We start from the raw sequence: 12,891 nt of genomic DNA on the forward strand, positions 1-12,891 counted from the left end.
ATCGTTTCATGAGTGGCGACACAAGCAACAGCCCAATGTCGCACAAATTCGCTGAAACTGGCCACGACGTTTCCTCACGCGATCACGTCGCGCACCACGTTCCCGTGGACGTCGGTGAGCCGGAAGTCGCGCCCTGAGTAACGGTAGGTCAGGCGGGTGTGGTCAAGCCCCATCAGGTGCAAGATGGTGGCGTGGAGGTCGTGGACGTGTACGGGGTTCTCAGCCGGGCCGTCGCCGTACTCGTCGGAAACGCCGAAGCTGAACCCGCCCTTCACCCCGCCGCCGACCAGGAAGCAGGTGAAGCAGCGGCTGTGGTGGCCACGACCTCTGGGAGTCAGGTCTTGCCAAGGGGTGCGGCCGAACTCGGAGCAGCCGACGATCAAGGTCTCTTCGAGCAAACCGCGCTGTTTCAGGTCGCTCACCAGCGCGGCCATGGGCCGATCGATGTTGCGCGACAAAGCCCGATGGTCATCGATGTCGTTGTGGCTATCCCAGTTCGTGTTCGAGCCGACGTCGAACAATTCAACCACCCGCACCCCTCGCTCGATCAAGCGGCGCGCCACAACGCACTGAGCGGCGAACGAGCCGGGGTCGTCGGCCTTCGCGCCATAGGATTCTAGGGAGGCGCGCGACTCCCGGCCCAGGTCGAACGCTTCGGGCGCCTCACGCATCAGACCGTAGGCGGTGTCGAACGTGGTCATCCGCGACGCCAAGGCAGAGTCGCCGTCGCGGGCCGTGAGGTGCGCCTCGTTGAGGTCGCGGAGCATCAGGCCCTCGAGTTCCCGCCTCGTGACCGACGCGATCGGGCTCTTGGCGTCGGGAAGGGGACTGGGGCCAGGGATCACCCGCACCCCTTTGTGATAGGCGGGCAGGAAGTTCGAGTCCCAGACCTGGAACCCGTTGTACGGCTCCTTGGCCGCGAGCACGACGAACGAAGGCAGGTTCGTGTTGAGCGTGCCCAGGCCATAACTCACCCACGAGCCGATGCTCGGCATCGGGATCGTGACCGAGCCGGTGTGCATGCCCAAGGTCGCGGCCGAGTGCCCGGCTGAATCTCCATTGACCGTGTGCAGGAAGCAGACGTCGTCGACGACCCCACCGACGTGCTCGAACAGCTCGCTGACCATCTTGCCGCTCGCCCCCCGCGGCCGGAACTTGTACGGCGAGGCCAGCACCTTGTGGTTGCCGACACGCTTGTCATGATCCTGTTGGAGCTTCGGCTTATAATCAAACGTATCGAGATGCGAAAATCCACCCGTCATAAAGAAGACGATCAAGTGCTTCGCCTTGGCCGGGAAGTGGCCCGGTCGAGGCGCGAGCGGGTGTCCCGAATTCGTCGCGGCGGCGATCGAGAGCTGACGATAGAGTCCCAACCCGCCGGCCATGGCGAATGCCGAGGCGCGGCGAAGCACGGACCTCCGGTTTGGCGATTCAGCCGCCATTGTCTTGGCTCCTCCCTTTCGGTCGTGCTTCAGTCAGTCGACATAGAGGAATTCGTTGGAGGCGAGCAAGGCCCGGGTCAGGCCGGCCCAGGCCTCGCCGGAGCGGCGTTCGGCGGGCACTCCCTCATCGGCGAGGCTCCGCTCGTAACGCGTCAGAAACTCCCCTGCCCTGCTCTGTTCGCCGGCCGTCGGTGCGCGGCCGAACGCGCGAAGGTAGGCGGCACGGAGTCGCTCCGACGGGTCGGCCCCCTCCGCAAGCAACCGGCCCGCGAACCGCTGCGACTGGTCGTGCACGAACGGGTTGTTCAGGAGGTACAAGGCCTGCAAGGCGACGGTGGAGCTGTCGCGTGCGGGAGTCGTCACGCTCGTGTCAGGTCCGTTGAAAAGAGCCAGGTACGGGTGCGGATGGAGCCGCTGCACCATCAGGTAGACGCTCCTGTGCTCCGACGGGTAGAGCGCCTTGAACTGGTGGTGCGCCGTGTATGTCCATGTATTCACGGCGGGAAACGGCTGGGGACCCGGCCGGTCGCGCTGAAGGTTCCCCCCGAGGGCGAGCAGGCTGTCGCGCAGGGCTTCGGCATCGAGGGGCCTGCGGTCGAACCGCCAGTAGTACGCGTTGCCCGTGTCGATCGCCGCATCGGCCGAGTCATGCTCGGAGGCGAGTTGATACGTCTCCGAGAGCATGATCCGACGGTGGAGCGCCTTGACCGACCACCCTTGGGCGATGAAGTCGGCGGCCAGCCAGTCGAGCAGTTCGGGGTGGGTCGGCGGAATGCCTCGAAGGCCGAAGTCCGACGGCGTCGGCACGATCGGCTTGCCGAAGTGATGCTGCCAGATCCGGTTGACCATCACCCGAGCGGTCAGGGGCCGGGGCGAGCCCTCGGTGAGCCAGCGGGCCAGCGCGAGCCGGCCACTCCCCGTCGCGGGCAGGTCGATCGTGCCAGCAGGTTCGAGCACCTTGGGAACTCCCCGAGGCACGAACTCGCCAAGCTTGCTCGGGTCACCGCCCACTTGCAGCTTGACGTCGGTCGGATCGCCGTCGCGAACGGCGTAGGCCAGCGGGGCGAGGGCCCACGGCCCCGCCTCGGTGACTTGTTTGATCTCTCCGCGCAGTTGGTGGAGCCGGGTATCGCGGCCCCGCGTCGCCTTGGCGAGCTCGACCTTCAAGGCTTCGAGCGCCTGGGTTCGGTCGGCTGTCCCGGCCACCCCTGCGATAAACTCCGCCTCGGCGACCGCGAATCCCAGGTCGCGGACTCGGTTCGTGGCCTCACCGCGAGTCTCGGCCTCGGCAACGTCCGCGTTGAGCCGGGCGAGTTGTTCGGCCTGTTTCGCCTCGAAGTCCTTGAGTCGATCCGGCGGAACGAGCGGTGCAAACTCGCTTGGCTTGCGATCTTCCTCCGCCCCGGCAAACGGATACTTGGCGCCTGCGAAGAAACCGTAGAGTGCGTAATAGTCGCGAGCCGTGATGGGGTCGAACTTGTGATCGTGGCAGCGGGCGCAGCGGAGGGAGAGTCCGAGCACGACCTGGCCGGTCGTGTTCAAGGTGTCTTCGATGATCTGGTGGATGTCCTCGAGCTTCCGCGTGCCGAACCGCTTCGCCTGGGCGACGAAGCCGGTGGCAATGACCCGGCGGGCGTAGTCGTCGCGCGGGCCGTCACCGGCCAGGATGTCACCGGCGATCTGTTCGTGAAGGAACCGGTCGTACGGGATGTCGGCGTTGAAGGCGTCGATCACGTAGTCGCGATACAGGTAGGCCTCGCGGATCGGGTAGTCGGAGTTATCCCCGGCCGTGTCGGCATACCGCGCGAGGTCGAGCCAGTAACGTCCCCAGCGCTCGCCATAGCCAGGCGACGCGAGCAACTCCTCAACCAGCCTTGGGAACGCGTCCGGCCGCTCGTCGGCCACAAACGCCTCAACCCGATCGGGCTCGGGCGGCAGGCCGATCAGGTCGAAGTAAGCTCGACGGACCAAGGCGCGGCGGTCCGCCTTCGCAACCGGGTGAAGCCCCTTGGCCTGCTGCCCAGCGGCAATGAACCGATCGATCGGCTGCGCAGCCCAGCCGTTCGGATCCGCTGGCGGCGTAATCGCCCTGAGCGGCTCGAACGCCCAGTGCGCCTGCCCCGCGATCGGCTTTGCAGCGGCGGCCTTCGGCCAGGGGGCACCGGCGGCGACCCACGCAACCAGGTCGTCCTGAACGGCCTTCTGAAGCGGCTTGGTGGGGGGCATCTTGAGCGATTCGTCGTCATGGCGAACCGCCTGAATCATGAGGCTCCCCTGCGGATCGCCCGGGACCAAGGCCGGGCCGTTCTCGCCACCGGCCAGCATCGCCTCCCGCGAGTCAAGCCTGAGCCCGCCGCTTGCTTTCTTCGCGCCATGGCACTTCACGCAAGTCCCGGCGAGCACCGGCCGCACCTTGAGCTCGAAGAAGCTCTCCGACGCGGCGTCAGGCGCACCCGCCTGGGCATTCGATCGCGATCCGCCAGCCACCAAGATCGTTGTCAGAACCAGGCTCAGGATCGTCCGGCTCATTTCGAGACACCTCCGCGCTCCGGCCGCGGGAGCAGACTGCCCGCTTGTTAAACAAGCATCCAACGAAACTACACAATACTATCGTCGCGACCGCAACGGAAGAATGAATCCTTGGATTTCTCGGACGAATCCCGCCCGGAGTTAGTTAAGGCCGATCATGCGGTGGCGATCAACTCGGGAATCGCCTGACCGTTGGTGACGATGGGTGTGGGGCGGCCGGCGTGGTCGGGGATGGTGACACTGGCGTAGTCGATCCCGAGGTGCTGATAGATCGTGGCGAGGAAGTCTTGCGGGCCAACCCGGCGGTCGGTCACGTCCTCGCCGCGACGGTCGGTGCCACCGATCACGCGGCCGGTGGCAATGCCACCCCCCGCCCAGATCATCGAGTTGGCGCGTGGCCAGTGGTCGCGGCCCGGCTGCACCGTTCCCGCCGGCGCGCTCGCCTGGCCGCCCCCGCTGCTGGCGACGTAGCTGATCCGAGGGGTCCGGCCGAACTCGCCGGTCACCACCACGAGCACGCGCTTGTCGAGGCCACGGGCGTAAACATCTTCAATCAGGGCCGCGACGGCCTGGTCGAAATACGAGGCGCGGAACTTGAGAGCGTCGAATACGTGGTGGTTCACGGCGTGGTCGTCCCAGTTCGCCACCCGACCGCAGAGGGGGCCGTCGAACGTGGTCGTGACCACCTCCACCCCCGCCTCAACCAGCCGGCGAGCCATCAGGCACTGCTGGCCCCACTGGTTCAGGCCGTAACGCTCGCGGAGCTTCGGGTCTTCACGGCTCAGGTCAAACGCGCGGGCCGCCTCCGGGCTGGTCAGCAAGTCGAGCGCCTGCGACTCGAACCGGTCGATGGCGTCGACCGTGCCGGAGGCGTCGAGGTCGCGCCGGAAGTCGTCGAACGAATGACTGAGACGGAGCCGACCGCGAAGCCGGTCGGCCTGCGAGGGGTGATCCAGCCCCACGTTCGGCACCCGGAAATTGGGCGCACTGGGATCACCCAGCAGCGCAAACGGCTCGTATGACCCGCCAAGATAGGCTGGACCTGCGATCTGAAAAGAGTCGTACCGGGTGATCGGGTTGACCCCGATATAGTTCGGCAGCGCGTGCCGGACGTCCGACCGGAGGTAGTGGGCGACCGACATGAAGTCGGGATATTTCGGCCCCTGCTTATCCTGGGCGTCGGGGTCACCGCTGAGCAGTTGAAGCGAGCCGGCCGGGTGGCCGCCCCCGGTATGGGCCAGCGAACGAAGCACAGTGAAGCGATCGGAAATCGCCGCCTGACGCGGGATCAGCTCCGTAAACCGCAACCCAGGCGTCTTCGTCTCGATCGTGGCGAACGGGCCGCGAAATTCGCTCGGCGCATCGGGCTTGGGATCGTAAGTGTCGAGGTGACTGCACCCGCCACGGAGCCAGACCACAATCACGGCCGTCCGCTCGCGCGGTGTGGCCGCCTTGGCCGACGCCTCCCGAAGCCGGAGCATGCCAGGAAGCGACAACATGCCAAACCCGGCGAGGCCGGCTCGAAGGATCTCGCGGCGGGAAGCAGTCGCAGGCATCGTCGACCTCAGCTTCGGGATCAGGCATACGCAGGTTCTTGAACCTTAGTTTAACCCAGTTTGTTCCGCCAAGAAAGGTCGAAGCGGTGGGCCGAATCATCTCGCAACACTTACTCAGTCGCTGAAATTGGACTCGGCAAGGGGGTGCAGACGAGCCCCGCCGAAAACCGACTTGATTACCTCGAACCTCAAGGCATATACTGCCGGCATGAGCAAACTCAAACCAACGAACCCGGACTTCCTCAACGGGGTCCCGGAGCTGCTCGTGCTGCAACTGCTGGCTCGAACACCCATGCATGGGTACGAGCTGGTCCGATCGATTGCGCGGGCGACCGACACCCAGCTCGAGTTCGGCGAAGGCTGTATTTACCCGATTCTGCACCGGCTGGAACGAGAGGGGCTGCTCGCCGGGGAGACGGTGCAGGCGGGGAAGCGGACCCGGATCGTCTACCGGGTGACGGCGGCAGGGCTCCAGCGGCTGGCCCAGTCCACTTCGGCATGGGAAGCCGTGGTCGCGTCCGTCAACCGGGTGCTTCAAGGAGGGGGAGATGCAGACACGGCCATGGCTTGAGCAGGTTTGGTCCGAGGTGGTGCGCAGCGGGCTGCCGCCGGCATATGCCGACCGGTTGCTGACCGAGCTCAGCGACCATGCCGAGGAGCTCGGCGACCAGGCAGAGCAACGGCTCGGCAAGGCTGAGGAACTCGCCGGGGCGGCCGTCTTGGCGTACCGGTCAAGCTCCTTCGCGGGCCGCCACCCCCTGGCCGCGTTCGTGCTTCTGCCTTTGCTTCTGGTCGTCGCCGGCCTGGGCGTGCATGCGGTGGTGGTCGTGGCCAGTCTGGAAGGGCTGGCCTGGGCGTTCGGCCAACCCGACCACCCGGTGGTCGCCTGGGCGGCGATCGCGTCAGTGCGTTTGATCGGATACGTCTCCCCGCTCGCGGTCGTCATTGGCGGATGGGCGGTCTACCGCCGCTGCGGCCGGCCTCTCGGCTGGTTCCTGGCCCTTGCCCTGCTGGTGGCAGGGTTCGCGGCCTTGATCGTTACCGGGTTCGATCCGCTGATGCCCGCAGCTCCCGTGGACTTGTTCGTCAAACTCGTTCCTCCCAACGAGCTCCACCGAGTGGCGCAGGCCGCCCTCACCGGAGCCGTCGGATTGTCATTCGCCGGCCTCGACCGGGTCCGCAGGGTCCGGGCGTTCGCCACCGTGCTCAGTTAAGCCGCTCGCAAGGGTCCGCCTCGCATAAGTCCGACCTGACGACAGGCCGGCCGGGCCCCTGCGCGCCGAGGCAAACCGGAGGTTTTCAATGAGAAGGTATCGCCCCGAAGTGGTTACGCTCGAAGGCCGGGCCCTGCTCAGCGCCGGGCCTGTCGCAACCCCCAGGCCGAACGTGCTGGTAGGGTCTGCAAACCCAACCGACCACGCCGCCGAACAGACGCTACAGTCGATCCTCAATCACACGCGGATCGAGACCGGCGTCCCCGCGCTGGCGGGAGGCATCATCATCGACGGGAAACTGGCGGCCACGGCCGCCAGCGGAGTCCGGATCCGGGGCCGCGCTCAGCCGGTGACCGTCGCCGACCAGTTCAACCTGGGGTCGGTCAGCAAGTCAATGACCGCGACCCTCGCCGCCATTCTGGTCGAGCGCCAAACGCTGCGATGGGACACGACGGTCGGACAGACGTTCCCGGAACTTCGCGGCAAGATCAATCCTGCCTACGACAACGTCACCTTACGGCAGTTGCTCGACCATCGCTCCGGCCTGCCCGCCGACGAGGGCCTGGACCCCGTACTGGCCGACAAAGCCCTGGCCTTCCGCGGCCCTGGGCCCCTGGCCCGCCGACAGTTCCTCGCGCCGATCTTGGCCTCGGCACCGGCCAACCCGGCCGGGGAGATGACCTACTCGAACTCCGGCTACGTCGTGGCAGCCGCGATGATCGAGCGGGCCACCGGACTCGGCTACGAGGGGCTCATGCGGAAGCTCATCTTCGGGCCGCTCGGCATGAGGTCGGCCGGGTTCGGCACGCCTGGCCAAAGTCAGGGCCACGCCCGACCGGTCCAGCCCAGCGGACACGACGAAGCAGGAACCCCAGCCGGCTACGGCCCGTTGCCCGCATCGCCGCCGCTCATCGATCCGGCCGGGGGAATTTTCATGAACATGAATGACTGGTCCAAGTTTCTCAGGATGCAGATGGGCGAGCGGGTGAACGGAGTGCGGTTGCTGAGCAACGCGTCGCGGAACGCGCTGCAGACGCCCGACCCGCGTCCCATCGCCGATCAAGGGGGACTCCTCTACGGCGCCGGCTGGGTCACGGTCTCGACGCCGCTGGGCACGGCCTTGTGGCACAACGGCACGAACGGCTCCTGGTATGCACAACAGCTCTTGTTCCCATCGAAACGCGCGGCCGTGTTCGTGGCCACCAACCAAGGGGGGCCGAGAGGCGATGCCGCAGTCGGTCAAGCGGTCTCGGCCCTGATGGCACGTGCCTTCGCATAAGCCATAAAGCAAGGCGGCCCGTCGGCTCGCGCCAGGAACAGGCCCAAAAGGCCACCGCCCCTTGGCTCCTCCCCCGCAAAACAACTCCCCAATGTAAGGCCGACCTCATCGAGCCGGCCACGGCACCGGCACGTCGCCGCTGTTTCCTCAAAAGAACCGAAAAGAGCCCGCTGACCCATGAACCCATCACCACGTCGGCCACGCCCCCGTCGCTCAGCGAACTTCTCCGTCGAGTCGCTGGAATCAAGGTCGCTCTTGAGTAGCGGCCTGCGGTCCCCCTTGGCGATGCCGACCCCGATGCCAGCCGGTGAAGTCGCGAGCGCAAAGACCATCCCGATCGTCAGCACGCCCATTGCCGGGCTCCAGAACCAGGCAATGAGTCCCCTCGTACTACCAAGGCCGTCCGGACCTTACCCGGTCGGGCAGACCTCGCTCGAGGTTGTGGACCCGGCGCGTCCGGACCCGTTCTCGGCCGACCCGAACGCCAAGCGCGACCTGATGGTCACGCTCTGGTATCCGGCCGGGCGCGTGCGACCAGGGACCCTGCGCGCCCCTTACGTCCCGAATGTCGACGCGTTCGCGCCGTCCGTGACGGCCGACCTCAACAGCGGTTCCGACCAGACGCTGAGCATCGACGACGTCCGGCAGCTCCTGGCGTCGATCCGGACCCACGCCTGGGCCAATGCGCCGGTGTCGGCTCGACAAGAGTCCTATCCGGTGGTGCTGCTTCTGCCAGGCCGAGGCTCAACCCCCGAGTTTTACACCGCCTATGCGGAGGACCTGGCCAGCCGAGGCTACGTCGTGGCGGGGGTCAATCCCACAGGGGTCTCGGACGTCACAGCCTTCCCCGATGGCCGTGTCGTCCCGTCGCGCCTGCCGGACATCGAAACGCTCCCGTTCGATCGCCTCGTGGCGGAGAGCGTCTGGGAAACCGAGATCGTCGCGGCCGACGCCCGCACGGTACTCGACCAACTGGAGCGAATGAACGCAGGAGCCGTCCCGAGCCCACTCCGTGGTCGCCTGGACCTGTCCCATGTCGCCGTCGTCGGCCACTCGCTGGGCGGAGCAGCCGCGGCGCAGCTCGTGGCCACCGACCCCCGGTTCCGGACCGGGGCCGACCTCGACGGCACCTTGTGGGGCCCCGTCCAGACAGCGGGCGTCGGCAAGCCCTTCCTGTTCCTGGCCGCCTCCGACCCGACGGCCCAGCAGCTCAAGCAGGCCGGGCTGAGCCGCCGCCTCTACCAGCAAACGGTCGATCAGGCGGCCCTCGACACGGCCGGGATCGCCGCGACGATCCGGGCGGGCGGCTACCGAGTCATCTTTGATGGCTTCCACCATTCAAGCTTCACCGATCTGGAGCTGCAACGGTCCGCCTCGCCCGACGGCCCAGCCGGGTCAAAGGGCATTCGGGTCGTTGGGACATACCTGGCGGAGTTCCTCAACATGACCCTGTTCGGCCGGCGATCGCCCTTGTTCAACAAAGCCACCCGACCGTACCGGGGGGTCTGGTTCTCGACGCCGATGACTTGAAACAACCTCTCCCAAACGGGAACAAAGTGATGCGCAAGGCCCGCGATTCGACAGTTTGAAGAAGAATCGCGAGCCAAGCACCAGGTTGATGGCTCAGGGAATCTTCCTCGATTTAAGATCACTGGAATTGGATCCTCCCCGTGATTTAGGCTATCATCCGCAAGCGTCGGGAAGACCCGATCGTTTTGAACGAACTGGGCAGAGGCTTCCATGCGACATCAGCGTGCTTTGATCGCGATATTCCTGATCCCGTTCGCGGCCCAAGGATCGGAACCGCTGCCCAGGTCGCAATCGGCGCGATATCATCGTGAGATTCAAGGGCTTCCCCAAGAACCAATGGTCGTCCTGGACGCCGGAGGGCACACGGGGAAGGTCCGAAGGGTCTTGTTCACCCCGGACGGCAGCCGGCTCATCACGGTCTCCGAGGACAAAACGGCTCGAATCTGGGACACGGCCAGTGGCGAGAGCCTCCGCGTTCTTCGCCCGCCGATCGGGATGGGTCCGGAGGGCATGCTGTATGCCGCTGCGCTCTCTCCCGACGGCCAGACCTTGGCGGTCGGCGGGTATGGCAAACTCGGCGGTAGCCGGGTCCCGATCCATCTCTTCTCCCTCGCGAGTGGGCGCATCGAGCAGACCTTGCTCGAGCACACCGGCGAAATCCTCTCCCTGGCGTTCTCACGGGACGGGAACTTTCTGGCGTCGAGCAGTGGTGACGCAACAGCCGGGGTCTGGGACCTCCGAGGCGAAGGTCGCCCGAAAATGCGTGTGCTTCGGGGACATACCCAAGAAGTCTTCGGCGTGGCGTTTTCACCCGATGGAAGCCGGCTGGCCACGGTTTCCGCCGACAAGACCGGCCGGGTCTGGTCGGCTGCGACGGGCCAAGTCCTCGCGGTCCTGCAAGGGCATCGAGACATCGTCCACTGCCTCGCCTGGCGCCCCGACGGGCAAGTGATCGCCACGGGCGGATTCGATCAGACGGTGCGTTACTGGGCACCCGACGGCAGATCCTATGCCGGCCTCTCCGGTCTTGGCGCCAAGATCACGTCATTGGCCTACTCGGCCGACTCACGCCGGATGCTCATCACGCGCGGATTCGAGTCCAACGTCTGCTCATTGGTCGACACCACCACCGGACATGAGATCCAGCAATTCCGTGGGCATGATGATACCGTTATGCATGGCACCTTTGCGCCGCAGGGAACGATCGTCGCGACCGCGGGCGGCCATAACCAGCAAATCTATCTCTGGCGGACCGATGACGCATCGGTCATTCACAATCTGGTCGGCAAAGGGACCTCCCTCTGGGGCGGAGGCTGGAGCCCGGACGGAACGGTGATCGGCTGGGGGACGGACTGGAAAGGGGGCAATATCCTCAGCGCAACTCTCCCCCTCGATCGGTCGTTCAGCCTTGTGGACCTGGCGTTCAGCACACCTCCGGACGGGTCGTTCGTCCGTGCTCGGCTCAGCCAGGGAGAGCGTTCGCTCAAGTTGACCACACCCTCGACGGCCAAAGTGTTGCGCGACGGGGCACAGATCGCTGAGGTCGAGTCATCGACCGACACGGAGTTGATCCGGTGCATGACGTTGCTCCCCGACGGCCGGATGGCGATGGGGGCGAGCTATGGCCTCTATCTCTTCCCGGATTACGGGGGCAAACCGAAGGATGATGAGCGAAAGCCGGGCGAGCTGAGCGGACACTCAGGTGCGATCTGGTCGTTGTCCCCGTCGCCCGATGCGCGTTATCTCCTGTCATCGTCCGACGATCAGACGCTGCGGATCTGGGACCTGCGACGGGCCCCCGATCACGCTGGCGAAGAGCAGGCTGCACTCGTTCTCTCCCTCTTCTTCGCCGGAGAAAACTGGGTAGCCTGGACCCCCGAAGGTTATTATGCCGCCAGCGCAGGGGGGGAGAATCTGATGGGCTGGCATCTCAATCAGGGCCCGGACGCGGCGGCCAATTTTTATCCGGCCAGCCAGTTTCGGAAGAAGTTCTTCCGCCCCGACGTGATCAAGCTTCTTCGGACAGCGGGCAGCACCGCGCGTGCCGTGGAACTCGCCGACGAAGCCAAGGGGCGAGCGTCAACCAAGGCCGTCGTGGTCGCCAAGGTGCTCCCCCCGGAAGTGGAGATTGCCTCGCCCCGGACCGGTGCGGCGCTGGAGTCTCAGAAGCTGGAAGTCAAAGCGATCGCCAAGGGACGCGGCCCCCAGCCGGTGACGTCGCTTCGCCTCTTTCTTGACGGCCGCCCCTATCATGGCCAGGCCGGGCTCAAAACGATCGATCCGCCACGAACGGGAGCGGTGAAAGAGTCGTGGGAGATCGAGCTCGAACCGGGCCCGCATAAGATCGCGGTACAGGCGAGCAGCGAGGCGAGCCAATCGCTCTCCGAAGCCGTCGAAGTCACGGTGGCGGCAACCGAGCGAGAGTCCGTCGAACTGCCCAACCTCTACGTACTGGCGGTGGGGGTTTCGGCCTATCCCGGCGACCTCCGACTCAACTACGCCGCCAAGGACGCCGAGGCCATCGAACGCTCCTTCCGCCAGGCGAGCAACCCCTTATTCCGAAAAATCGAGGCCCGCCTGCTGACCGATGACAAGGCCACCCGGACCGAGATTTCTCGGGGCCTCTCCTGGTTGAAACAGCAGATGACCCAGAAAGACATCGGCATTGTCTTCTTCTCCGGGCACGGCCAGAAAGATAACGAGGGGAGCCTCTATTTCCTGCCAGTCGACGTGGATACCGACGACCTGCTGACGACCGCGGTCCCCGACGCCGTGATCAAGAAGGCGCTGGCGGGAATGCCCGGCCGGATCATCGCTTTGCTCGACGCCTGCCACGCCGGCGCCATCGGCGGTGATCGGCGCAAGGGGGGCGGGACCCTCACCGACGAACTGGTGCGCGACCTGGTGACCGACGACTACGGTGTGGTGGTGATGGCCAGCTCGATGGGCCGAGAGTTCTCGCTCGAGAACAACGCCAAGCGGCAGGGGAGTTTCACAGTAGCCCTGACCGAGGGCCTAGAGGGGAAGGCGGACACGAACAAAGACGGAGTCGTGTACCTCAATGAACTGGATGCCTATATCACTGATCGCGTCAAAGAGCTCACCAAAGGCCAGCAGCACCCGGTGACGGCCAAACCGACCAGCATCCGCTCGTTCCCCCTGGCCAAACCCTAACGGCACCGACCAAAAAGCAATGCTTACGATGGGGCAGCCCCATCGTAAGCATTGCCAACCCGCCTGTGAGGGGCCTTCGGCGGGGCTAACTAACACGACCACAATTTCAAATCATATCCACAAATATTAATTCCACAAAAAAATGGCTCCCAGGCCTTGTGAAGACA

Annotated in this window: 8 protein-coding genes; 5 read left to right on the forward strand and 3 right to left on the reverse strand. The window is 65.5% G+C overall.

Annotated elements, in window-relative coordinates; translation table 11 throughout:
- Nucleotides 1-74: 74 nt before the first annotated feature.
- The 3 genes from SINAC_RS00240 to SINAC_RS00250 all read right to left on the reverse strand — a co-directional run bounded on the left by SINAC_RS00240 (nucleotide 75) and on the right by SINAC_RS00250 (nucleotide 5,527).
- Nucleotides 75-1,442 carry a DUF1501 domain-containing protein gene (locus SINAC_RS00240; RefSeq protein ID WP_015243695.1) on the reverse strand — a complete coding sequence of 456 codons (1,368 nt, stop codon included), beginning with the start codon at nucleotides 1,440-1,442 and terminating at the stop codon, nucleotides 75-77.
- A gap of 33 nt (nucleotides 1,443-1,475) precedes the next feature.
- Nucleotides 1,476-3,971: a PSD1 and planctomycete cytochrome C domain-containing protein gene (locus SINAC_RS00245; RefSeq protein WP_015243696.1), complete on the reverse strand. Its 2,496-nt coding sequence runs from the start codon at nucleotides 3,969-3,971 to the stop codon at nucleotides 1,476-1,478.
- A gap of 155 nt (nucleotides 3,972-4,126) precedes the next feature.
- On the reverse strand, nucleotides 4,127-5,527 hold the full coding sequence (locus tag SINAC_RS00250) for a DUF1501 domain-containing protein (protein WP_015243697.1): 1,401 nt from the start codon (nucleotides 5,525-5,527) through the stop codon (nucleotides 4,127-4,129).
- A 208-nt stretch (nucleotides 5,528-5,735) separates the two neighbouring features.
- On the opposite strand from SINAC_RS00250, the gene SINAC_RS00255 reads away from it, so the two are divergent.
- The 5 genes from SINAC_RS00255 (at nucleotide 5,736) to SINAC_RS00275 (ending at nucleotide 12,724) form a co-directional block, all read left to right on the forward strand.
- On the forward strand, nucleotides 5,736-6,098 hold the full coding sequence (locus SINAC_RS00255) for a PadR family transcriptional regulator (RefSeq protein WP_015243698.1): 363 nt from the start codon (nucleotides 5,736-5,738) through the stop codon (nucleotides 6,096-6,098).
- On the forward strand, nucleotides 6,076-6,741 hold the full coding sequence (locus tag SINAC_RS00260; RefSeq protein ID WP_015243699.1) for a hypothetical protein: 666 nt from the start codon (nucleotides 6,076-6,078) through the stop codon (nucleotides 6,739-6,741). The genes SINAC_RS00255 and SINAC_RS00260 overlap by 23 nt, the downstream gene beginning before the upstream one ends.
- An 88-nt stretch (nucleotides 6,742-6,829) precedes the next feature.
- A complete protein-coding gene (locus SINAC_RS00265; RefSeq protein WP_015243700.1) occupies nucleotides 6,830-8,020 on the forward strand; it encodes a serine hydrolase domain-containing protein in 1,191 nt (396 codons plus the stop codon).
- A 177-nt stretch (nucleotides 8,021-8,197) separates the two neighbouring features.
- Nucleotides 8,198-9,550 (forward strand): alpha/beta hydrolase family protein, encoded by a 1,353-nt coding sequence (locus SINAC_RS00270; protein ID WP_015243701.1) that lies wholly within the window; start codon nucleotides 8,198-8,200, stop codon nucleotides 9,548-9,550.
- 210 nt (nucleotides 9,551-9,760) lie between these two features.
- Complete coding sequence (locus SINAC_RS00275) at nucleotides 9,761-12,724, forward strand: caspase family protein (protein ID WP_015243702.1); 2,964 nt, start codon at nucleotides 9,761-9,763, stop codon at nucleotides 12,722-12,724.
- Nucleotides 12,725-12,891: the final 167 nt, after the last annotated feature.

The sequence above is a fragment of the Singulisphaera acidiphila DSM 18658 genome (assembly GCF_000242455.2).
GTDB lineage: Bacteria > Planctomycetota > Planctomycetia > Isosphaerales > Isosphaeraceae > Singulisphaera > Singulisphaera acidiphila.